The organism is Cedecea sp. FDAARGOS_727 (assembly GCF_012273235.1).
Taxonomy (GTDB): domain Bacteria; phylum Pseudomonadota; class Gammaproteobacteria; order Enterobacterales; family Enterobacteriaceae; genus Cedecea; species Cedecea davisae.
In genome coordinates this window covers 4,534,043-4,556,387 of record NZ_CP050966.1, presented here as the reverse complement: position 1 = coordinate 4,556,387, position 22,345 = coordinate 4,534,043, and the positions used below count along the sequence as shown (strand labels likewise).

Below are 22,345 nucleotides of genomic sequence, written 5' to 3'. Positions count from 1 at the left end.
TTTATCTATATATCATGTGCGCATAATGGCCGATCCAGGGGGCCAGTAAGGCGAGCAACAAGAGCGGTTGTCGGTGATTTACGGCCAGCTGGTTCAGCATTGACGGAAAAATAGTAAAGCTATCGGTGCGACAAAGCTAATTCATCCTTTTTATTTAAAGGTATCGTTTTTATCTATGAATTTTACTCTGCGGCAACTTGAATTTTTCATCGTATTAGCACAGGAGAAACAGATTTCCAAAGCGGCTACCCGATGCCATATTTCACAGTCATCTATGACGGTTGCCATGCGTAACCTGGAGGAGGCTCTTCACAGCCAGCTGTTTCTGCGCCAGCCGAAGGGCGTGCAGCTTACCCCAGCCGGCGAGCGCTTTTTACTTCACGCGCGCAAGATAATTAATGACAGCCTCCACGCGATTGAAGATTTACACTACCAGCCCGAACTGGCTGGTGGCCAAATTGTAATCGGTATTGCTAAGACGCTATCTGCCTATTTGTTGCCCTCGATTATTAGCGAAGTGGAGCAGCATTTCCCGCTGATGGCGATCCAGTTTGTTGAGGGAGATCCTGCTGAGCTAATCAAAAATTTGCGGGATAACAAGCTGGCGTTTGCGCTGGTATTAACCTCTAACATCAGTCATGACTCAGGCTTTAAAATCGAAACTTTTATCCGCTCTCAGCGGCGGCTGTGGGTTGCTCAGGGCCATTCACTGCTCAGTAAGGCCTCGGTGAAACTTAGCGATCTTGAAAACATACCCTTTATCATGCTGGATACGGACAAATACCCCGATGTAATAGGTGAACATTGGGCCAGCCGGGGAGGGCAGCCAAACATAAGCTTTACTACAACCTCGTTTGAGGCTGTCCGTAGCCTGGTAGCAAAAGCTAAAGGGGTGACTATTCTTTCGGACCTGGTCTATCGCCCGTGGTCTCTTGAGGGATTACGCGTTATGCGCAAAACCATTGAAGACAGCGTGACATTTATGGATGTCGGGGCGGTGATGCCGCAAGGCGGGGTGATGGTTGAGGCCGACAGAGCGGTACTCGATTATTTGCGAGGGGCGATTATCCGCCTTGATGATAACGCCTGAAGGCCAATAAAAAGCCCGCCAGATTGGTGGCGGGCTGCATTACTTCAGAGGCTTCAGCTAGTCGTCTTCGGGGTCATCCAGCTCGACCGGCGTCTGGTAATCGTCCGGTTTTATCACAAGTAGATCACAGCGAAGATGGTCGATAACCTGCTCGGCGGTGTTGCCAAGAAATGCCGCCGACAGGCCTGTTCGCCCAACCGTGCCCAGAACAACAATCCCCGCCTGGAGATGTTCCGCCATATCAGGAATCACTTCCTCGGGCAGCCCTTTCTCGACGTGGGTCATTTTTTCATCAATGGCGTATTTCTGACGCAGCGCCTTCATCGCAACGAGGTGCTGGCCGCGAATCGCATCGTTATACACGCTGGGATCAAAGTCGGGGAGTTCAATCGCAATATTGATTGGGGTCACCGGGTAGGCGCCAATCAAATGCACTTCGGTGTGGTTAACATCGTCGGCAAGTTTCAGGGTCTCTTTAACCAGCTTTTCGTTCAGCGCATTGTGGTACAGCTCTTCGCTGGCGAGGTTAACCGCCACCAGCGCCTTACCGCCTTCCGGCCAGGGCTGATCTTTAACCATCCACACCGGGCAAGGACATTTGCGCAGCAAATGCCAGTCGGTAGGCGTAAAGATAACCGCTTCCAGCTTATCGTGCTGGTGCGCCATTTTTAGCATCAGGTCGTGGCCGCCGGCGATCACTTCCTGGATGATGGCTTCAAACGGGCGGTTATGCCACACCACTTTGATATCAATAGGAATACCGGCTTCGATGTAGTACTGGGCCTGCTGTTTGATCCAGGCTGTGCGCTGGCTGATAACGCCTTTGCGCATCGCCGTACGTTCGTCAGGTGACAGAAGCGTGGTCATTTCGTAGGAAAAGTCATAGATGGGCAGGAAGGCTTTGATTCTGCCGCCAATCCGTTGATGCAAATAAACAGCACGCCGCAGGGCAGGTTGATCGTCCTGGTTGGGGTCAATCGCGACTAGCATGTTTTGGTAGTTTGCCATACAGGTCTCCTTACAACTGCTTAACCACAGTCTGTAAAGTAAGATTAACCCATAAGCAGGGAATGAAACAGGTGGGCAGCCTTTGCCGGATCAATAAAACAGAGAAAAGGCGATCCGGCAAAGGAGGGCGGTTATCACGCGACGCTGCGCGACTGGCCCGCTAAATCAGAGAGCAGGTCGATATTCTCGATGGTGATGTATTTGCCCTTCACCGCCAGCATGCCGCTTTTCTGGAAGCGACCCAGCAGGCGGCTGATGGTTTCAACCGTCAGACCGAGATAGTTACCGATATCACCGCGTGTCATGGTCAGGCGGAACTCACGCGGAGAGAAACCACGCTGGGCGAAGCGACGGGACAGGTTATAAATGAACGCCGCCAGGCGCTCTTCAGCATTCTTCTTGGACAACAGCAGGATCATGTCCTGGTCGCCTTTGATCTCGCCGCTCATCAGGCGCATCATCTGCTGGCGCAGGCTCGGCATCTTGCCGGACAGGTCATCAAGCGTCTCAAACGGGATTTCACAAACCATTGAGGTTTCCAGCGCCTGAGCAAAGCTCGGATGATGGCCGGTGCCGATGGCGTCAAAGCCGACCAGGTCGCCCGCCAGATGGAAGCCGGTGATCTGCTCATCGCCCTGTTCGGTAATGGTGTAGCTTTTTATGGTGCCTGAGCGAATAGCGTATAGCGATTTCAGTTCATCACCCGCTTTAAACAGGGTTTGTCCCTTTTGAATCGGTTTTTTACGCTCGATGATATTATCGAGCTGATCGAGTTCATGCTCATTAAGCGTGAAGGGGATGCATAATTGGCTAATGCTGCAATCCTGGCAATGGATAGCGCAGCCGCCAGACTGAATTCGTCGAATAATACGCTTTTCAGGGATCATAGATATGCTCTGACCGTAATTGATATTGGTCAATTTTAACATCTTTTTGCCGGTAGAGTAAGTCTGGCAGAACGCTATTCGGATGATCATAGAGGATGGCGGCAAAAAATAACTCGCCATCTCTTTGAATTTGTTGAAACGTTAAAGAACGGCGTCCTTATTCTGGAAAAAATAGCCGCACTTTTGGCACTATTTGCTTACAGCAATAAATAACCTTCATGTCGCAAAAGCCATTCTTTACGCGCAACGCCGCCCGCATACCCGGTCATTGTGCCGTTGCGGCCGATAACGCGATGGCAGGGCACGACGATACTTACCGGGTTGGAGCCATTGGCGGCGCCAACCGCTCTTGCAGCACCGGCGCGGCCTAGCTGTTCGGCAAGCTCTCCGTAATGCATCACTTTTCCGCACGGAATATCGCGCAGCGCCTGCCAGACCTGGCGCTGAAAATCGGTGCCTGCGGTTGCCGTCGGCAGCGCGTCTATTACCGCCAAATCGCCTTCAAAATAGTCACGCAGCTTGTCGCTCAGCCCGTTGGGGTTAACGCTGCCAATACGCTGAAATCCCCGGGTGCCATAATGAATATTCAGCAACTGCTCCATGCGGGAGCTATGCTCTTCCCACTCCACGGCTCGCAGATTGAATTGCTCGTCGCATAAAATCCATAGTGGACCCACCGGGGTGTCAATTTTATCTTCCAGTATCGTCAGCACAGCTTGCTCCGTTTCACGCAGGCGAGGGCGAATGCCCGGGCCAATTATCCGAAGCAAAAGATAGCACGCGCTGCCGGAAGGCAACCAGACCCCAAAAGGATTAGCATAATAACCGGGCTCGCCTGCGGGTAGATTTATTCATAGATGAGATAAATAAAATGCTGCTCAGGCAGGCCTGATGGCGGAATTATTATTTATTCGTGAGTCTGTTATTTATTTCACGTTTTGTTAACGAGCAGGCAAAGCGATTATTTGCGGTTGCGGAATCTGAGTTTCCAAATAATGAACTGCCGAACCGGTGGCTTTGCGCCCGGCAGACCCGTTGAGCCAGGGCAAGTGCGAGGTTATAGTAGCCGCAGATAATGCAGGAGGATTGACCGTGAACCTTGACGACAAATCGCTTTTTCTTGACGCCATGGAGGATGTCAAGCCGCTGAAAAACTGCGCGGACAGCCAGTGGATCAAGCCTCAAAAAGAGCACATCGTCGCTAAGCCGGATCTGCTCCAGCTGGATAACTTCCTGACTACAGATTTTTTGGAAATCGTGCCGCTGGGTACGCAGCTTGAGTATAAACGGGAAGGGCTGCAGAACGGCGTGCTGGACAAGCTGCGCCAGGGAAAATACAGCCAGCAGGCGAGCCTGAACCTGCTGCGCCAGCCGGTGGAACGCTGCCGCCAGCTGCTGTTCGCTTACATTATGCAGGCGAAGCAGGACGGCCTGCGTAATCTGCTGATTGTTCATGGCAAAGGGCGCGAAGATAAATCTCACCCCAATGTAGTGCGCAGTTTTCTCGCCCGCTGGCTGGTGGAATTCGACGAAGTTCAGGCTTTTTGCGTGGCGATGCCGCACCACGGCGGGAGCGGTGCCTGCTATGTGGCGCTGAAAAAGTCCGAGCAGGCCAAACTCGAAACCTGGGAAAAACACGCCAAGCGCAGCCGCTGAAAAAACGGCTGCGCTTCGTTGTTTTTAACCCGGCATAGATTTCCGAATCGAAGAAAGCAAGATTTGTGCGGCGGTTGAAAGCGGCCTGTCCACCCGGGTGAGAATGCCGATAGGCTCGCCTGCGCCCGAAATGGCGACCGGCAGCGCGGTCAGCGTGCCCTGGCGCAAATCATCCTTCACCGCGCCGGACGGCACAAACCAGACGTAGTTGTAGTCCACGGTAAGCTGACGCGAAAGCGAGGCAGAAAGAGTCTCGATGCAGGTCGAAGGCAGCTTGCAGCCCTGGGCCGCCAGCAGCGATTCGGCGTTATCACGCGGCACCGTTCCCTGCGGCGAAACGACGGCGGGCCACTCCATCACCCGGCTCAGGGTAATGTTTTCATGCAGCAGAGGGTGATTAGGGCGCACCACCAGCTTCAGCGACTCAAGGAATAGTAGCTCATAATTTAGCCCGGTCATCAGCTCCGGGTCAGACATCCTCCCGATGCCCAAATCCAGTTCACCGGACTTAAGCCCCGCCAGCAGCATGGTGTTATTCATGGTGCCAACCTGAAGCGTCACGTCGCTTTGTTGCTTATGAAACTCGCCAATTACCGTCGGCAAAATGCCCAGGGCGGCGGTTGGCAAAGCGCCAATTCTCACCACATCCGGGCCGTTTTCGTCTTTGCGGTTAAACGACTGCCCGGCATGATTCAGGGCGTCGAGAACTTTAACCGCATGGGTCAAAAACTGCTCGCCCGTCAGGGTTAATTGCGCGCCGAGGCGGCCACGTTCGAACAGACGGGTGCCGGTCAACTGCTCCAGTTCATTAAGGGTTTTGGAGAGCGCTGGCTGGCTAAGGTTAAGGGTTTCAGCCGCGCGACCCAGGGTTCCCTGCTGGGCGACGGCTACGAAAGTATGCAAATGGCGCAGGCGAATGCGCTGACTGAAAAGAGCATTTTTTTCCATAGGCGATGTTAAAAACAGACCGGTTGTGCTGACAAGCTTCGTTGCTTGATTTTGATAACCTGATTGCAAAATATCATTAACATTTAGCCATGGGTAGCAACATAAGCGATTTATATCAGAAGAATTTTTGCTCAGCAGGATAACCAGATAGTGCCGAAAAGCGGCATCGCCAGCAGAATTTAGCCTCGCCTGTTTTAGTTAATTTATTGTTAATTTAGAATCTGCCGGGCGGCGATTTCTCATAACACGATGTTATGTAATACGCTGAAACAAATTACTTTTTAGGCGCTGCAAAGCAGATCACAAAACGGAAATTCTTCCACCTGGCCGACTCGCCAGGCTCTACGCTTTCAGCAATATCCACTGGAGGCATGACATCATGGCGAACACCATCACGGCCGATGAGATTCGGGACAAATTTTCGCAAGCTATGTCGGCGATGTACCAGCAAGAAGTGCCGCAGTACGGCACTTTGTTAGAACTTGTGGCCGATGTGAATCTCGCGGTGCTGGAAAACGACCCGGAACTGCATCAGCAACTGGAAAATGCCGACGAGCTGGCAAGGCTCAACGTGGAACGCCACGGCGCGATTCGGGTGGGGAAAGCGGAAGAGCTGGCCATCCTCAGGCGAGTTTTTCAGGTGATGGGGATGCACCCTGTCGGCTATTACGATCTCTCGCAGGCGGGCGTGCCGGTGCATTCAACCGCGTTTCGCCCGGTGGATGACCAGGCGCTGGCCCGTAACCCGTTTCGCGTTTTTACCTCGCTGCTGCGCCTTGAGTTGATTGATAACCCCGAACTCAGAACCCGAGCCGCTGCCATTCTGGCGAAGCGGGATATTTTTACCCCGCGCTGTCGCGAAATGTTGGATCTCTATGAGCAACAAGGCGGTTTTAGCGAAGCGCAGGCCGATGAGTTTGTGGCCGAGGCGCTGGAAACATTCCGCTGGCATCAGCACGCAACGGTTGACGCCGAAACCTACCGCGCGTTGCATGATGAGCACCGGCTGATCGCCGATGTAGTCTGCTTCCGTGGCTGCCACATTAACCATTTGACCCCGCGCACGCTCGATATCGACCGCGTGCAGTCGCTGATGCCGGAGCGCGGAATTACCCCAAAAGCCATTATCGAAGGGCCGCCGCGCCGCGAGCGCCCGATTTTACTGCGCCAGACCAGCTTCAAAGCGCTGGAAGAGCCTATTTTGTTCGCCGGTGAACACCACGGAACGCATACCGCCCGTTTCGGCGAAATAGAACAGCGCGGCGTAGCGCTGACGCCGAAAGGCCGGGCGCTGTACGACGAACTGCTGCTGGCGGCGGGTAACGGCACGGATAATCTCAGCCACCAGCGGCATTTACACGAAGTGTTCAGCCGTTTCCCGGACAGCGACGCGCTGCTGCGCCGCCAGGGGCTGGCCTATTTCCGCTACCGTTTGACGCCCGTTGGCGAAATGCACCGCCAGTCAATCAAGCCAGGCGACGATCCGCAGCTGCTTATAGAACGCGGCTGGCTGATGGCGCAGCCGGTTATTTATGAAGATTTCCTCCCGGTCAGCGCGGCGGGTATTTTCCAGTCAAACCTCGGCAGCGACGGCGGGCAACGGCAGCACGGCCATTCCAGCCGCAGCGAGTTTGAACAGGCCCTTGGCGCAGAGGTTGCAGACGAGTTCGCCCTCTATCAGCAGGCCGAGGATCGCAGTAAACGCCGTTGCGGTTTGCTGTAAACGCGCTACCCTGCTGGAGTGTCAGTAACAAGGAACAGCAGATGGAACAAGTTGTTAGCGTTGCTCAGGGGAGACTGAGCGGCGTTCTTCAGGGGAAAGTTGCGGTCTATCGCGGCATCCCCTTTGCCGCTCCGCCGGTGGATGAACTGCGCTGGCGAGCGCCTCGTCCCCCGGCGCACTGGCAGGGTATCCGCCAGGCGGATACATTTTCGCCTGCATGCTGGCAAAGCCTTGAATACTGCAAAGCGGTTGGCGGCGGCGATCCCGGCCAGTTTTCTGAAGATTGCCTGTATCTCAATATCTGGACCCCGGCCCGGCGGGATGCGGAGCCGCTGCCGGTCATGGTCTGGCTGCACGGTGGGGGCTACACCATCGGCGCAGGCTCGCTGCCGCCCTACGATGGAGCAGCCTTTGCCTCGCGGGATGTAGTCCTGGTGACGGTGAATTACCGTCTTGGCCATCTCGGCTTTTTCGCCCACCCGGCGCTGGATGAAGAAAATCCCGACGGCCCGGTCCATAATTTCGCGCTTTTAGACCAAATTGCTGCCCTGAAATGGGTGCAGGAAAATATCGCTGCTTTCGGCGGCGACGCGGGGAATGTTACGCTGTTTGGCGAGTCTGCCGGGGCGCGTAGCGTGCTTTCGCTGCTGGCTTCGCCGCTGGCGAAAAACCTTTTCCACAAGGGCATTATACAAAGCGCCTACACGTTGCCGGATGTCGACAGGAAGAAAGCCCTGAAACGTGGCGTAGCGCTGGCCGGTCATTACGGGCTGCAAAATGCCACTGCGGATGAACTCCGTGCTCTGCCTGCGGATGGGCTGTGGGCGCTTGAAGGGCCGCTTAACATTGGTCCAACGCCAATCTCCGGCGACGTCGTGCTGCCTGAGCCGATGCTGGATATATTCTTCGCCGGGCGTCAGCATCGCATGCCCTTGATGGTCGGGAGCAACAGCGACGAGGCAAGCGTGCTGAGCTACTTCGGCATCGATCCTGCCGGGCAGGTCGAACTGCTGCGCCGGGAGCGGCGTTTCGGACTGGGGCTTATCAAACTGCTGTATCCCGGAGTGAAAGGGGACGCCGAACTCGGGCGACAGGTGTGCCGCGATATGGCTTTTACCACGCTGGGTTTTGTTGTGATGCAGGCCCAGCAGCGGGTCAATCAGCCCTGCTGGCGCTACTATTTTGATTATGTGGCGGAGGCGGAACGTAAAACCTATGCCAACGGCACCTGGCACGGCAACGAAGTGCCGTATGTTTTTGACACGTTAAGTCTGACGCCACCCGCAAGTGAATACGTCAACCAAAACGATCTCACGTTTGCCGGGCAAATTTGTGACTACTGGACCCGTTTTGCCCGCAGCGCCGGTCCCCACAGTAAAGCGATACCGGGCCCGCTAAGCTGGCCTGCCTGCGTTCGCGGCAAGGACCGAACGATGCGGTTAGGCGTTCACTCGCGGGTGCGGTTCAAAGTGGAAAACCGCTTTATGCGCATGAGAATGCAGCTGTTTAAGCGGGTCATGAAGCATCACGTCAGCCTTGACTGAGCAACTCATGGCAAAATGCTTCAAGCCCGGCGGCGTGCTCGCTGCCGGGTTTAACCGCCAGACGGTAGCCCGCACCGGTTTTTACACTGCGATCAAACGGCCTGATCAGCCGCCCGGTACGAATATCTTCTGCCACCAGCGTTTCATCGGCGATGGCGATCCCAAACCCCTGAATAGCGGCGCTGATGGCGAGATCCATAGTGTCAAAATGCTGATTTTTACTCATTGCCCGCCAGGGCGCAGAAAACCCTGTCTGCCAGAGCGACCAGTCGGTGCGGTCCCGCGTTGGATGCAAAAATGTCAGTCTTTCCCAGCCGCTATCTTCTTTTGGCAGCAGGCTCTGGCTTACAACCGGCGTCAGCGCCTCCTCGAACAACAGCGTGCCGGTTTTCGCCGACTGCCCAAAAACAATTGCCGCGTCAAACGGCTCATTTTTGAAGTTCACGCCGTGCTCAACGGTCGTGGTCAGCGCAACCTGTAGCTCCGGCATGCGTTGTTCAAGCTGAATCAGCTTTGGCACCAGCCAGCGCATCGCGCAGGTTGGCGCTTTAAGACGAATAATTTCTGGCTTGTGGCAGGCGCGGTCGGCTACGTCCAGCAGATTATTGAACGCGCTTTGTAATTCCGGGAGCAGGGCGCTGCCCTGTGGCGTAAGGCGCAGCCCGCGCGCGTGGCGTTCAAAAAGCGCAAAGCCAAGCCACTGTTCGAGGGCGGCAATTTTGCGGCTGACGGCGCCCTGGGTGAGGCAAAGTTCCTTCGCGGCCCTGGTCAGGTTCAGGTGCCTGGCGGTGACGAGAAAAGCGTCCAGAGTATTCAGGGGAAAATTGCGCCGCGTCATGATGCTCTCCGTTGAGCTATGCATTTTTTGCATGGCTATTATGACAACAATTCGATTGTCGTGGCAATCGCATCCGGATTGAATAGTTATGCAAATCGCATATTGTTCAGGAGCGGCTATGGCCATGCAAACCCCGGTGCAACATCGTTCAAAACTGCCGGATGTAGGAACCACCATATTTACGGTTATCGGTCAGCTTTCCGCCCAACATAAGGCGATCAACCTTTCTCAGGGCGCGCCCAACTTCCCCTGCGACCCGCAGCTTATTGCCGGAGTCACCAGGGCAATGCAGGAGGGGCATAACCAGTACGCGTCCATGACCGGACTTGCGTCGCTGAAAAATCTTATTGCTGAAAAAGTCGCGGCGCTTTACGGCTCAACCTACGATCCGGCGGATGAAGTGCTGGTTACCGCCAGCGCCAGCGAAGGACTGTATTCCGCTATCGGCGGACTGGTACACCCCGGCGACGAAGTTATCTACTTCGAACCCTCTTTTGACAGCTACGCGCCGATTGTTCGGCTCCAGGGCGCAACGCCGGTTGCCCTTAAGCTCAGCCTGCCTGACTTCACCATTAACTGGGATGAAGTGGGCGCCGCCATAACGCCGCGTACCCGCATGATTATTGTCAACACGCCCCATAACCCAAGCGGGCAGGTGTTCAGCGCTCATGATCTCGAAATGCTGGCGGCGCTGACCCGTAATACGGATATCGTTGTCCTGTCTGACGAAGTGTACGAGCACATCGTGTTTGACGGACAAAAGCATCACGGCATGGCCACGCACCCGCAGCTTGCCGAGCGTAGCGTTATCGTTTCATCGTTTGGCAAAACCTTCCATGTTACCGGCTGGCGCGTGGGGTACTGCCTGGCGCCCGCCGCGTTGATGGATGAGATTTGCAAGGTGCATCAGTTCCTGATGTTTTCAGCCGATACGCCAATGCAGCACGCTTTTGCTGATTACATGAGCGATCCGCAAACTTATCTCTCGCTGGCGAGCCTTTACCAGCGCAAGCGTGATTTAATGCAGTCTCTGCTGGCGGAGTCGCCATTTGAGCTGCTGCCGAGCGCCGGATCCTTCTTCCTGCTGGCTCATTTTGGCCACTTCAGCGACGAGTCCGACAGCGAAATGGTGAAGCGTTTGATTACCGAATACGGAGTGGCAACCATCCCGCTCTCTGCGTTTTATACCGACGGTACCGATAACAAAATTATCAGACTGTCATTTGCCAAAGATGAAGCCACATTACGGGCGGGCGCGCAGGCGCTGTGCCGGGTTAAGCCACGCTGAAAGGGGTCATGATGAAAAAAATTTATGCGCTTAGTTTGCTTATTGGGCTGTGCTCTTCGTTTTCTGCGCTGGCGGCCGGCGAGCTGCGTTATGGCCTCGAAGCCGAATACCCGCCGTTTGAAAGCCGCAACAGCGCGGGCGAGCTGGAAGGCTTTGATATTGAACTGGGGAAAGCGATTTGCCAGGCAGCCCGCCTCAAATGCACCTGGGTTGAAACCTCGTTTGACGCACTGATCCCGGGGCTTGCGGCGAAGAAATTCGACGCCATCAACTCGGCGATGAACATTACCGCCCAGCGCCAGAAAAGCATTGATTTCACCCAGCCAATCTACCGGATTCCTTCCCAGCTGGTGGGCAAAGAAGGCAGTGGCCTGCAAGCCACGGCGGAGGGGCTGAAAGGCAAAACTATCGGCGTTCTGCAAGGCTCGATTCAGGAAACCTACGCGAAAGAGCACTGGGAAAAGCAGGGCGTTAGCGTCGTGTCGTACAAAGACCAGAATATGGCCTGGGCCGACCTGCTGAATGGCCGTATCGACGCCTCGCTGGTGATGTCCGCCGCCGGTCAGGCCGGGTTCCTGAGTACGCCGCAGGGCAAAGGCTTTGGCTTTATCGGCAAGCCGGTGAGCGACGACACCATTCTCGGGAGCGGGATCGGTTTTGGTTTGCGTAAAGGTGACGCCGTCACTAAAAAAGAACTGGATGCGGCCATCGACAAAGTTAAATCCGACGGCACCGTAACGAAGCTGGCGCAGAAATTCTTCCCCGGTATCGACGTTAGCGTGAAATAACCCCGTCAGATATCGCCCCGATAAGCGTGCAGCTCGGGGGCGATATCTCCTCGCGTGCCGCCTTTTCTTGCCGGAGAATTGCAAAATTTTCGGCTATATCTGGTTTCCATAAAAAAAACCTTCGTTCAATCCCCGGAAAGCTTCGCCGCCCATTGGATTCATTGTGAATTTTGTCTAGAGTGTGCGGTCGTACAGGTAGCAGTCTCTTGCCGCTGTTCTGCCCGCCGGGCGGGACGAAACACATCGACACATAAGGACGATTTCTCAGGCATGAATCGCAGACGTTTTATCCAGGCCTCTATGGCTCTCGCCGCTGCCTGCGGCACGCCGACCCTTGCCACGCTGTTCTCCCGAAGCGCCTTCGCAGCCGAGTCCGGCATTGCGGACGGCCACTCCACCGCGTTCGACTTTGCGGTATTACAGGGAATGGCCCATGACCTGTCGAAGAAACCCTGGGGTGGAGCACCCCGACCGCTGCCAAATACCCTTGCCAACCTGACGCCTCAGGCCTACAACAGCATCCAGTACGATGCCGATCATTCCCTGTGGAACAATATCGACAATCGCCAGCTCGACGTGCAGTTCTTCCACGTTGGTATGGGATTCCGTCGCCGCGTCAGAATGTTTTCCCTGGACTCCGCAACCCACCAGGCTCGCGAAATCCACTTCCGCCCGGAGCTGTTTAACTACAACGACGCGGGCGTCGATACCAGGCAGCTTGAAGGCCAGACCGATCTCGGTTTTGCCGGCTTAAAAGTGTTTAAAGCGCCAGAACTTGCCCGCCGTGACGTCGTTTCATTCCTCGGCGCCAGTTACTTCCGCGCCGTGGACAGCACATATCAGTATGGCCTTTCCGCGCGTGGCCTGGCCGTTGACACCTTTACCGATACGCCGGAAGAGTTCCCGGACTTCACCTCGTTCTGGTTCGAAACGCCTAAAGCTTCCGACACTACTTTCGTGGTTTATGCCCTCCTGGACAGCCCGAGCGTCACCGGCGCGTATAAGTTCACCATCAGCTGCGAGTCCGAGCGCGTAGTGATGGATGTGGATAACCACCTGTTTGCCCGCAAAGACATCAAGCAATTGGGCATCGCGCCGATGACCAGCATGTTCGCCTGCGGAACCAATGAACGCCGCACCTGCGACACCATTCATCCGCAAATTCATGACTCCGACCGCCTGGCCATGTGGCGCGGCAACGGCGAGTGGATTTGCCGCCCGCTGAATAACCCGCAAAAGCTGCAATTCAACGCGTTTATGGATGAGAACCCGAAGGGCTTTGGCCTGTTGCAGCTGGATCACGATTTTGCCAGCTACCAGGACATCATGGGCTGGTACAACAAGCGCCCGAGCCTGTGGGTGGAGCCGCGCAATAAGTGGGGCAAAGGCACCGTCGGCCTGATGGAAATCCCGACCACCGGCGAAACGCTGGATAACATCGTCTGCTTCTGGCAGCCGGAAAAGCCGGTGAAAGCCGGGGATGAGTTCGATTTCAAATACCGCCTCTACTGGAGCGGTCTGCCGCCGGTTACTACGCCGCTGGCGCGCGTTTACGCCACTCGCACCGGCATGGGCAGCTTCCCGGAAGGCTGGGCGCCGGGCGAGCACTTCCCGGAAAAATGGTCGCGCCGCTTTGCCATCGACTTTGTAGGCGGTGACCTGAAGGCCGCCGCGCCGAAGGGCATTGAGCCGGTCATTACGCTCTCCAACGGCGAAGCGAAGCAGGTTGAGATCCTCTACGTCGAGCCGTTTGACGGTTACCGCATTCTGTTTGACTGGTATCCGACCAACGACTCCACCGACCCGGTTGAGATGCGCATGTTCCTGCGTTGCCAGGGTAAAGCCATCAGTGAAACCTGGCTTTATCAGTATTTCCCGCCGCCGCCGGACAAGCGTAAATACGTCGACGACCGCGAAATGCGTTAATCATCCAGCCCCGCCGTGTAAAAGCAGCGGGGCTTTTTTTAACGAGCTTTTAGCTGTTTTGCCAGGGCGTCAATAATGTAGCTGTTAAGAGACATACGCTGTTCTGCCGCAGCCAGCGCGAGGCGCTCGCCTAATGATTCAGGGTAGCGAAGCGTAAAGGTTTTCACTTTTTCCTCTTTCTCAAAAGGTTCAATGCCGCTTTCCCGGCAGTCCTCGATATACAGCTGCAGCGACTTTTCGCCTTCCCGCTGTAGCCCCGGCGCGCTGTCAGCCACAAAGTCGCAATAGCCCGTCAGCCCGAGAAATTTGCCACGGAACAGATTGATTTCGGGTATCCAGGCGATTAGCGCTGGCTGGCCGTTGATAATCATAATGTTAGGCAGTGCTTGTGCTGTGGTCATGGCGTTACTCCAATGCTCTCAAACCATTCTTTTATGTTATTAATCGCACCCTTGTCGGTATCAGGCGAGGGGTGGGGTCGGTGAAAATGCGCGATGCTGCCGTTGAGCAGAAAGCGCACCCGGGAGCCGCTGCCCTGGCTTACTTCACCGCCTGATGCCAGAACCAGCATTTCAATATCCTGCCATTTAATGCCTGAAGGTACCGGGCGGGCAAAAATTTGAATCAGCGTCTGATGATGTTTTTTTCTGAGGTAGTCCTTGCCATATCCCATGAATCCTTCCGTGACTTCAAATTATGATGTCATCATATCATACAGGATTTTGACGTCAATTTCTGAAGTCACTTTGCGCAATGTTTTCCAGATTTTGATAAAAGTCAGGCCGGGCAGGAGGGCGGTTATTCAAGACACTTATTGATTGATGAATTATCCATAGTGAATTTTTATGCATCACCATTTGGTGAGGCTGTCGCAGCGGATGCAATTTCCGGGAAAAGTGACATAAGATAAGCGCCACCTGTTTAATAACGCCGGAGCCTGAGTGTGGAAAATAATGAAGAATGGCGGGATGAAATCATCGAGGTAGACGGTCAAATAGCGCTGCATTCGGTTAGCGATAAGTACGTTGAGCCGCTATTTTCACTGATCCAACGTAACAAAAACTGGCTGCAAAAGGCGATGAACTGGCCGCAGTTTGTCACAACCACTGAAGATACGCGCAAAACCGTTCAGAGCAACCTTATGCTGCATCATCGCGGTTACGCGAAGATGTTTATGATCCTCTATCGCGATGAGCTGGTAGGCGTATTTTCGTTTAACCAGATAGTGCCGACCGACAAAACGGCCTACATCGGTTATTGGTTAAGTGAAGATATGCAGGGGAAAGGTATTGTTTCTGCGGCGCTGGAAGCGGTTATCGGTAAATATTCCGCAGAGGGAACGGTGCGGCGCTTTGTGATTAAATGCATCGTCACGAATATTGCCAGCAATAGCGTCGCAACGCGCAATGGATTCACCCTTGAAGGCTGCCTGAGGCAGGCCGAATATCTGAACGGCGAGTTCCACGACCAGAATATTTACGGACGCATCGTCGACTAATCAGAACACACCGTAAAAAGGTGAGCGGGTAATAAGCTGCTCGCCGTTGATATCCTTAATGCCGCGGATATGGATAAGCTCGTGGCCGCAGCCTTCCACGGCGGCGCGGTCATAAATCTGCACGTTGTTCTCAATCAGCACATTGCCCGTTAATCGGGCCTCGCCATAAATGTGCACATTGTCATCCAGTTGGATAGGGCCGCCAGTCAGTATCGCATCGCCAAAAACGCGCACACGATGCTTCAGCACGCAGTCACCTTCGATAACGGCATTATCATAAACCTGCGAGGAATAGCGAATGGTGGGAATTTGGCTGTCGCCGAAGCCGGCAACTATTCTGGCGCTGCCGAACACTTTGGCGCAGTCGCAGATCCAGACGTTATTTTCCTCGTTGCCTTCAATGATGGCACGGTCATAAACCTCTGCCCGGTGCTCAATAAACGCGTTATTGACCCGTGCATGGCCATAAATTTGTGCCTGATGAACCACGCGAGAGGCGCCGAGCGTGGCATGGCCGTAGATCTGTAGCCGTAGCTCAGGGTCTTCCGTTAGCCCGAGTACGGCAATAATCTGACAGCGGTTTTGCACGCGGGCGTGGTCGAAAATGTGGCACTCGCCGCTGATTTGCGAGTGCTCAATCCGCGCGTTGCCGCTAATTCTCGCTCCCTGGCAAATCTCTGACTCGCCCGTAACGAGGGCATTATCCTCAACGCTTGCGCCGCCCCATATTTTGGCATTCTCATCCAGCCAGCAGTCACCCGCCTGGCTGAGATTTCCCTCACTTTCCACCCAGCCGCCGCTTTGCCCGGCACGCACATCGGCAAAGTCGCGAAGCGCCTCGATTTGCCAGAGCCGGACTTGCTGGTTTTCCCCCCCAGGCTGATAATCATGAAGCCGTGAGTCCTCGGTAAGCCGGTATTTTTTCATCGCAGTTTCTCGCCGTTGCCTGATGATAAACGTAGCAGGAAAATCATCGGCGTAGCGTTCTGCCGGGGGATCGAATAAAATGCATTTAAAATACATTTTAAAAAATAAACAGAATGAATAAATCTTCTTCCGCCAGCTTTATCAATCTGCCCGCAGGTTACTTCGGCTTGGTGCTGGGTATTATCGGGATGGGCTTTGCCTGGCGTTATGCCGCCACCATCTTGCCGGTGCCGTCGGCCGTCGGCGAAGCGCTGGTAGCTCTCGCCAGCGTTATCTGGCTGCTGCTTGCCGCCGCGTTTATCACCCGTCTGGTGCGTCATCCTCAGAGCATAAAGGCAGAAATCTATCACCCGTTGATGAGCAGTTTTGTCAGCCTGTTTCCTGCTACCACTATGCTGGTGGCGATCGGCATTACGCCGTATTTTCGTCCACTTGCTGTAGCGCTGTTTGGTTTCGGGGCCGCGGTGCAGCTTTGTTATGCGGCCTGGCAGTCCGCCGGGTTATGGCGTGGCTCTCACCCGCAGGACGCCACCACGCCGGGGCTTTATTTACCCACGGTTGCCAATAACTTTATCAGCGCGATGGCAAGCGGGGCGCTGGGTTACCACGACCTCGGCATTATGTTTCTTGGCGCGGGCGTCTTTTCCTGGCTTAGCCTGGAGCCAGCAATTTTGCACCGCATGCGCAGCGCGGGTGAGCTACCTGCGCCGGTTCGGACTTCTCTCGGTATTCAGCTGGCTCCGGCCCTGGTGGCCTGTAGCGCTTATCTTGCGGTTAACGGCGGCGTCACCGACTTCTTCGCCAAAATGCTATTCGGCTACGGCCTGCTGCAACTGCTCTTTATGCTGCGATTAATGCCCTGGTATATGGCGCAGCCGTTCAATGCGTCCTTCTGGAGCTTCTCGTTCGGCATCTCGGCGCTGGCAACTACCGCGCTGCACCTGAGCCACGGCAGCACCGACGGCCTGTTCCGCATCATTGCTATTCCGCTTTTTATTTTTACTAATGTGATTATCGGCCTGCTGCTGGCGCGCACCTTTATCCTGCTGATGCAGGGAAAGCTGATTTTGCGCTCCGCACTGCCTGAGAAAAAGGATCTGTTATGACCGTGAAGTCTGAAAGCTACTACAGCGAAAAATATGGTTTAACCGCAACACACTCCGATGTTGTTAATGCCGCGACTATCGTACCGCCCGGTAAAGCGCTGGATCTTGGCTGCGGCGGCGGGCGCAACAGCCTGTACCTGAACCAGAAAGGGTTCGACGTCACCGCGTGGGATAAAAACCCGATGAGCATTGCCAACCTGAACCGGATTATCGAGACGGAAGGGCTGAGCAACATCGTTACCGCGGAAGTGAATCTCAATGAGCTGACCTTTGACGGCGAGTACGACTTTATTCTCTCCACCGTGGTGATGATGTTCCTTGAGCGCTCTACTATTCCGGGGCTGATCGCCAATATGCAGCGCTGCACGAAGCCGGGCGGATACAACCTGATTGTGGCGGCAATGGATACTGAAGACTTCCCTTGTACCGTCGGCTTCCCGTTTGCATTTAAAGAGGGCGAGCTGCGTAATTACTACGAAGGCTGGGTGCTTGTTAAGTACAACGAGGATGTGGGTCAGTTGCATAAGACCGATGAGAACGGTAACCGTATTAAGCTGCGTTTTGCCACTATGCTGGCGCGGAAGGGATAAAGGTTAATCCTCTCCCTCGCTCTTGTTCTGATCCCCTCGCCCCTTTGGGGAGAGGGTTAGGGTGAGGGGAAAACTACTTCGCCGCCAGCAGGCAGAGTTTCAGAGCCACATTATAAGAAGCCTCAAAAGCCCTCAGCGGCAAAAACTCAAACCGGGAATGGAAGTTATGCGCCCCGGTAAAGAAGTTCGGGGTCAACAGCCCCTTGGCCGACAGCGCTGCGCCGTCCGTGCCGCCGCGCATTGGGATAACCTTCGGCTCAATATCAAGCTCTTCGAGGGCGGCAAAGATCAAATCAATTGCCCGGCGATCTTCGGTAATAGCATTGCTGATGTTGCTGTAGGTATCGCTGATGCTGTATTCCACTCGCGCGGTTGGGTATTGAGCAGCAATTTTCTGTGCCACTTCGCCAATCTGCTGTTTGCGGCGCTCAAAGTTTGCCTGGTCGAAGTCCCGAATATTGGCCTTCAGCACCGCTTCGCTCTGTGAAGCCTGAATTCCGTTAAACCAGATATAACCCTCGCGGCCTTCGGTATGCTCCGGCGTCTGCTGGCGGTCAAAGTGGCTGATGTAATCCGTCGCCATTAGCAGAGGGTTTACCAACACGCCTTTGGAAGACATCGGGTGGCTGGTCACGCCGGTAAATTTTAGCTCGGCGTGCGCGGCGTTGAAGTTCTCATAAACCACTTCACCCAGCTCACAGCAGTCAATAGTCCAGGCGAAATCTACGTCAAACCGCGCCAGATCCAGCGCCTTCGCGCCGCACAGGCCAATCTCTTCATCCGGCACAAAAGCTACCACGATATCGCCGTGCTTATGCTCCGCCGTCAGGTTTTCCAGCAGGGTCATCACCACCGTTACCGCCGCTTTATTGTCCGCGCCCAGCACGCTGGTGCCGTCGCTAAAGATAATGTCTTCCCCTGGATAAGCGTTGATTTCCGGGTGTTCGGCGGTGCGCAGCCAGATGTTTTCTTTGGCATTAAGGCACAGGTCTTCGCCGCTGAAACGCAGGATTTGCGGATGGATATCCGGGGAGAGGCCAACGTCAACGGTGTCGATATGGGTGATAAATCCGATGCGAGGTGCGCCCTTTACGTTGCCTTTTTTCACGGCGGTTACCGTGGCGTGCTGGTCAATAACAATATCGTCCAGGCCGAGCTGACTCAGCTCTTCTGCCAGCAACTGAGCCATCTCATGCTGCCCCTGCGTGCTGGGCAGCGTGCCGGTGCGCGGGTCGCTCTGGCTGGTGACCGCCAGGTAGCGGAAGAAACGTTGGGTAAGCTGGGCGCTGAGCGGCGAAGGCATAGTGTTTCCTTATTGTTCGATGTTGTTTGTTGGCAATGTAAATTTAATGTTATTTATTAAGGCGATTTGCACAAGCTTTATTCATTCAGGGTCAGGACAAACACCACAGGAAGATAGCGATGAGAACAAAGATTACAACGCTTGCGCTCGCCGTGGCGGCGCTCTCTTTAAGCACCGGCGTTGCCGCCAGTACGCTGGTTTACTGCTCGGAAGGCTCGCCGGAAAACTTTAACCCGCAGCTTTATACTTCCGGCACCAGCGTGGATGCCAGCGCGGTGCCGGTTTATAACCGCCTGGTGGACTTCAAAGTCGGCACCACCGAGTTACAGCCAAGCCTGGCGGAAAGCTGGGACGTGAGTGAAGACGGTAAGGTTTACACCTTCCACCTGCGCAAAGGGGTAAAGTTCCAGAGCAACAAATACTTCAAGCCCACGCGCGACTTTACCGCCGATGATGTCATTTTCTCGTTTATGCGCCAGATGGACCCAAAGCATCCGTACCACAACGTTTCCAACGGCAACTACTCCAACTTTGAAAGCCTGGAGTTCGGCAAGTTAATTACCGCCATCGATAAAGTGGATGACAATACGGTTCGCTTCACGCTCGCTCACCCGGAAGCGCCGTTTGTTGCCGATCTGGGCTGGTATTTCGCTTCGATACTTTCCGCCGAATATGCCGACTCTATGCTGAAAGCGGGCACGCCCGAGCGCGTGGACTCCGATCCTATCGGTACCGGGCCATTTGAGCTGAAGCAGTACCAAAAAGATTCCCGCATTCTGTTTACCGCTTTCCCGGACTACTGGCAGGGCAAGTCGAAGCTGGATCGACTGGTATTTTCCATCACGCCGGACGCCTCGGTGCGCTATGCCAAGCTGGAGAAAAACGAGTGCCAGGTGATGCCGTTCCCGAACCCGGCTGATTTGCCGCGTATGAAGGAAAATAAAGACATTAACCTGATGCAGAAAGCGGGGCTGAACACCGGTTTTCTCGCCTTCAATACTCAAAAGCCGCCGCTGGATAACGTGAAGGTTCGCCAGGCGCTGGCGCTGGCCATCAACAAGCCGGCGATCATCGAAGCTGTCTTTCACGGAACCGGCATTGAAGCAAAAAATCTGCTGCCGCCGGGCGTGTGGAGCGCGGACGATAAGCTGAAAGACTACGATTACGATCCGGAGAAAGCTAAAGCGTTGCTGAAAGAGGCTGGCTTTGCCAACGGCATGAGCATCGATCTGTGGGCGATGCCGGTTCAGCGCCCGTATAACCCGAACGCTAAACGCATGGCGGAGATGATTCAGGCCGACTGGGCGAAAATTGGCGTTACGGCGAAAATTGTCACCTACGAATGGGGCGAATACCTCAAGCGTGTGAAAAGCGGTGAACATCAGGCTGCGCTGATGGGCTGGACCACGGCAACCGGCGATCCGGATAACTTCTTCGGCCCGCTGTTTACCTGTACCGCGGCCAACGGCGGCTCCAACTCATCAAAGTGGTGCTACCAGCCGTTTGATAAGCTAATTATTGAAGCCCGCGCCGAAGGTAATCATGACAAGCGCGTGGAACTTTACAAAGAAGCGCAGCAGATGATGCACGACCAAATGCCGGCGGTGATGATTGCCCACTCAACCATCTTTGAGCCGGTACGCAAAGAAGTAACCGGGTATGAGGTTGATCCTTTCGGGAAGCATATTTTTTATCAGGTGGATGTGAAGAAGTAACTCAGGCAGGCTGCTTTTTCCCCCTGCACGTTCAGAGAACGGTAAACGTGTCAGGGGGAATTATGCCATTCCCCCTGATTCCGGTTAGCCTGGACTACGCTCGCTAACCGCCTCTACCGGCGTAGCCGCCGCCGTCTGATTAGCCTGCTGCTCTTCGCGGAATTTCAGGTTATCCCACACCCGGAAGAACGGGTAATACATCACCAGTGAAATCGCCAGGTTCACAATTTGCAGAATCGAGCCGGAAATATGGCCGCCTGTCGCAAGATAGCCGCTGACGATAATTGGCGTGGTGAACGGCAGGGCGATACCAGCAGGCGGCGCGACCAGGCCGGTTGCCATCGCGGTGTAAGAAACGATAACCAACACTACCGGCGTCAGGATAAATGGCACCACCAGGTACGGGTTCATCACCAGCGGAATACCAAATACCATCGGCTCGCTGATGTTAAACAGGCTGCCGGGGGCGGCGATTTTGCCCAGTTGCTTCATCTGCACGCTGCGGCTGCGGATAAGCATAAAGATAACCAGGCCTAACAGCGCGCCCGTACCGCCCGGGGCAATCCACAGGTCATAGAACTGCTGGGTAATGATGTGCGGGATCGGCAGGCCGTTCTGGAAGGCTGCCAGGTTTTCGGACATGTTGGTCAGCCAGACTGGGCGGATAAACACCAGTACGATAGTGTCGCCGTGCAGGCCCAGGGTCCACAGAATACCAATCAGAATAACCGAAACGATCATCCCCGGCAGAGAGCCGCCGATGTGACTCATCGGGATGCCAACCAGGTCGGTAATCATGGTGTTGATATCGCCGAACGGTGTGGCTTCAACCAGCAGACGCAGCGCCAGCACGACAGCCAGCACGCAGAAGCCCGGCACCAGCGCGAGGAACGATTTTGCCACCGCAGGCGGCACGCCTTCCGGCATGCGGATAACCAGATTGCGGTTGCTGATAAAGCGGTAAATTTCGGTGGAAAGCAGGGCAACCAGAATCGCCACGAACAGCCCCTGGCTGCCAATTTGCCCCATCGGCAGCACGCCTTTTACGAACTCAGCAGGCCCGCCGGAAGGCGGCGTAAACATAATGTTCTGTGGAATCGTCATAATAAAGGCCACCAGCGACACCGCGCCTGAAGTCAGCGGATCGATGGTACGGTACTTTTCGGCCAGGCGGTAGGCGATACCAAAGCTGGAGATTATCGCCATAATATCGTAGGTCGCTTTTACCGGGTAAAGCAGCTTACTCTGCCAGCTGGCACCGAACAGGTCGCTCATCAACTGCGGGTAACCGGGCACCGGCAGGTAGGCAAAAATCAGGAAGAACGAGCCGATAAGCATAAACGGCATGTTCAGGATTATCCCGTCGCGGACGGAGAGCACATGTTTTTGCCCGGCGATTTTCAGCGCTACCGGCAGCACATATTTTTCAAGGAACGATTTTTTTGTAGACACGGTTACCCCTGTCCCGGCACGGGGCCGGGTATTATTGTTATTGGTCTGGTTTCCCGGC

At 54.9% G+C, this 22,345-nt stretch carries 21 protein-coding genes; 11 read left to right on the top strand and 10 right to left on the bottom strand.

The window, feature by feature from the left end; genetic code table 11:
- Positions 1 to 175 precede the first annotated feature (175 nt).
- A complete protein-coding gene (locus tag FOC35_RS21315; RefSeq protein ID WP_172570140.1) occupies positions 176 to 1,090 on the top strand; it encodes a LysR family transcriptional regulator in 915 nt (304 codons plus the stop codon).
- 57 nt (positions 1,091 to 1,147) lie between these two features.
- Here FOC35_RS21315 and uspE read toward each other — a convergent pair whose 3' ends face one another.
- From uspE to ogt, 3 genes are all read right to left on the bottom strand, one after another.
- Positions 1,148 to 2,098 carry a universal stress protein UspE gene (uspE, locus tag FOC35_RS21310; protein WP_016536173.1) on the bottom strand — a complete coding sequence of 317 codons (951 nt, stop codon included), beginning with the start codon at positions 2,096 to 2,098 and terminating at the stop codon, positions 1,148 to 1,150.
- A gap of 134 nt (positions 2,099 to 2,232) precedes the next feature.
- Entirely contained in the window at positions 2,233 to 2,985 is a 753-nt protein-coding gene (gene fnr, locus FOC35_RS21305) for a fumarate/nitrate reduction transcriptional regulator Fnr (protein WP_147293938.1), read from the bottom strand.
- Positions 2,986 to 3,182: 197 nt separating this feature from the next.
- Positions 3,183 to 3,698, bottom strand: coding sequence for a methylated-DNA--[protein]-cysteine S-methyltransferase (gene ogt / locus FOC35_RS21300; protein WP_039898162.1), 516 nt, complete (start codon positions 3,696 to 3,698; stop codon positions 3,183 to 3,185).
- A gap of 379 nt (positions 3,699 to 4,077) precedes the next feature.
- On the opposite strand from ogt, the gene smrA reads away from it, so the two are divergent.
- Positions 4,078 to 4,641, top strand: coding sequence for a DNA endonuclease SmrA (gene smrA, locus FOC35_RS21295; protein WP_039898163.1), 564 nt, complete (start codon positions 4,078 to 4,080; stop codon positions 4,639 to 4,641).
- A 24-nt stretch (positions 4,642 to 4,665) separates the two neighbouring features.
- On the opposite strand, the gene FOC35_RS21290 is transcribed toward smrA, so the two are convergent.
- Entirely contained in the window at positions 4,666 to 5,589 is a 924-nt protein-coding gene (locus FOC35_RS21290; protein WP_216845772.1) for a LysR substrate-binding domain-containing protein, read from the bottom strand.
- Between the two features lie 379 nt (positions 5,590 to 5,968).
- Here FOC35_RS21290 and FOC35_RS21285 point away from each other — a divergent pair, with 379 nt between their 5' ends.
- Positions 5,969 to 7,312, top strand: a complete 1,344-nt coding sequence (locus FOC35_RS21285) for a VOC family protein (RefSeq protein WP_172570139.1) — start codon at positions 5,969 to 5,971, stop codon at positions 7,310 to 7,312.
- 41 nt (positions 7,313 to 7,353) lie between these two features.
- A complete protein-coding gene (locus FOC35_RS21280) occupies positions 7,354 to 8,856 on the top strand; it encodes a carboxylesterase/lipase family protein (RefSeq protein WP_172570138.1) in 1,503 nt (500 codons plus the stop codon).
- Here FOC35_RS21280 and FOC35_RS21275 read toward each other — a convergent pair.
- Entirely contained in the window at positions 8,843 to 9,694 is an 852-nt protein-coding gene (locus FOC35_RS21275) for a LysR family transcriptional regulator (RefSeq protein ID WP_172570137.1), read from the bottom strand. The two genes, FOC35_RS21280 and FOC35_RS21275, sit on opposite strands and share 14 nt — an antisense overlap.
- A 118-nt stretch (positions 9,695 to 9,812) precedes the next feature.
- Here FOC35_RS21275 and FOC35_RS21270 point away from each other — a divergent pair, with 118 nt between their 5' ends.
- From FOC35_RS21270 to FOC35_RS21260, 3 genes are all read left to right on the top strand, one after another.
- A complete protein-coding gene (locus FOC35_RS21270; protein ID WP_172570136.1) occupies positions 9,813 to 10,982 on the top strand; it encodes a pyridoxal phosphate-dependent aminotransferase in 1,170 nt (389 codons plus the stop codon).
- Positions 10,983 to 10,993: 11 nt separating this feature from the next.
- Positions 10,994 to 11,770 (top strand): transporter substrate-binding domain-containing protein, encoded by a 777-nt coding sequence (locus FOC35_RS21265; protein ID WP_172570135.1) that lies wholly within the window; start codon positions 10,994 to 10,996, stop codon positions 11,768 to 11,770.
- A gap of 270 nt (positions 11,771 to 12,040) precedes the next feature.
- A complete protein-coding gene (locus FOC35_RS21260) occupies positions 12,041 to 13,696 on the top strand; it encodes a glucan biosynthesis protein D (RefSeq protein ID WP_016536184.1) in 1,656 nt (551 codons plus the stop codon).
- A 38-nt stretch (positions 13,697 to 13,734) separates the two neighbouring features.
- On the opposite strand, the gene FOC35_RS21255 is transcribed toward FOC35_RS21260, so the two are convergent.
- Both FOC35_RS21255 and FOC35_RS21250 read right to left on the bottom strand, forming a co-directional pair.
- Positions 13,735 to 14,097 (bottom strand): type II toxin-antitoxin system HicB family antitoxin, encoded by a 363-nt coding sequence (locus FOC35_RS21255; RefSeq protein WP_016536185.1) that lies wholly within the window; start codon positions 14,095 to 14,097, stop codon positions 13,735 to 13,737.
- Positions 14,094 to 14,369 (bottom strand): type II toxin-antitoxin system HicA family toxin, encoded by a 276-nt coding sequence (locus FOC35_RS21250; protein ID WP_172570134.1) that lies wholly within the window; start codon positions 14,367 to 14,369, stop codon positions 14,094 to 14,096. The genes FOC35_RS21255 and FOC35_RS21250 overlap by 4 nt, the downstream gene beginning before the upstream one ends.
- Positions 14,370 to 14,639: 270 nt before the next feature.
- On the opposite strand from FOC35_RS21250, the gene rimL reads away from it, so the two are divergent.
- Positions 14,640 to 15,194 carry a 50S ribosomal protein L7/L12-serine acetyltransferase gene (gene rimL, locus FOC35_RS21245; RefSeq protein ID WP_016536188.1) on the top strand — a complete coding sequence of 185 codons (555 nt, stop codon included), beginning with the start codon at positions 14,640 to 14,642 and terminating at the stop codon, positions 15,192 to 15,194.
- On the opposite strand, the gene ydcK is transcribed toward rimL, so the two are convergent.
- Positions 15,195 to 16,121: a YdcK family protein gene (gene ydcK, locus FOC35_RS21240; RefSeq protein ID WP_172570133.1), complete on the bottom strand. Its 927-nt coding sequence runs from the start codon at positions 16,119 to 16,121 to the stop codon at positions 15,195 to 15,197. It abuts the gene before it with no gap.
- 113 nt (positions 16,122 to 16,234) lie between these two features.
- On the opposite strand from ydcK, the gene tehA reads away from it, so the two are divergent.
- Positions 16,235 to 17,227 (top strand): dicarboxylate transporter/tellurite-resistance protein TehA, encoded by a 993-nt coding sequence (tehA, locus tag FOC35_RS21235; RefSeq protein WP_172570132.1) that lies wholly within the window; start codon positions 16,235 to 16,237, stop codon positions 17,225 to 17,227.
- Positions 17,224 to 17,817: a tellurite resistance methyltransferase TehB gene (tehB, locus tag FOC35_RS21230; RefSeq protein WP_172570131.1), complete on the top strand. Its 594-nt coding sequence runs from the start codon at positions 17,224 to 17,226 to the stop codon at positions 17,815 to 17,817. Before tehA ends, tehB begins: the two co-directional genes overlap by 4 nt.
- Before the next feature lie 73 nt (positions 17,818 to 17,890).
- On the opposite strand, the gene pepT is transcribed toward tehB, so the two are convergent.
- A complete protein-coding gene (pepT, locus tag FOC35_RS21225; protein ID WP_016536192.1) occupies positions 17,891 to 19,120 on the bottom strand; it encodes a peptidase T in 1,230 nt (409 codons plus the stop codon).
- Positions 19,121 to 19,239: 119 nt separating this feature from the next.
- On the opposite strand from pepT, the gene FOC35_RS21220 reads away from it, so the two are divergent.
- Complete coding sequence (locus FOC35_RS21220) at positions 19,240 to 20,835, top strand: ABC transporter substrate-binding protein (RefSeq protein ID WP_016536193.1); 1,596 nt, start codon at positions 19,240 to 19,242, stop codon at positions 20,833 to 20,835.
- A gap of 84 nt (positions 20,836 to 20,919) precedes the next feature.
- Here the strand turns inward: FOC35_RS21220 and celB are convergent, their stop codons facing one another.
- The gene (celB, locus tag FOC35_RS21215; RefSeq protein WP_016536194.1) at positions 20,920 to 22,287 is read right to left on the bottom strand and encodes a PTS cellobiose transporter subunit IIC; all 1,368 of its coding nucleotides are present in this window, start codon (positions 22,285 to 22,287) and stop codon (positions 20,920 to 20,922) included.
- Between the last annotated feature and the right edge of the window lie 58 nt (positions 22,288 to 22,345).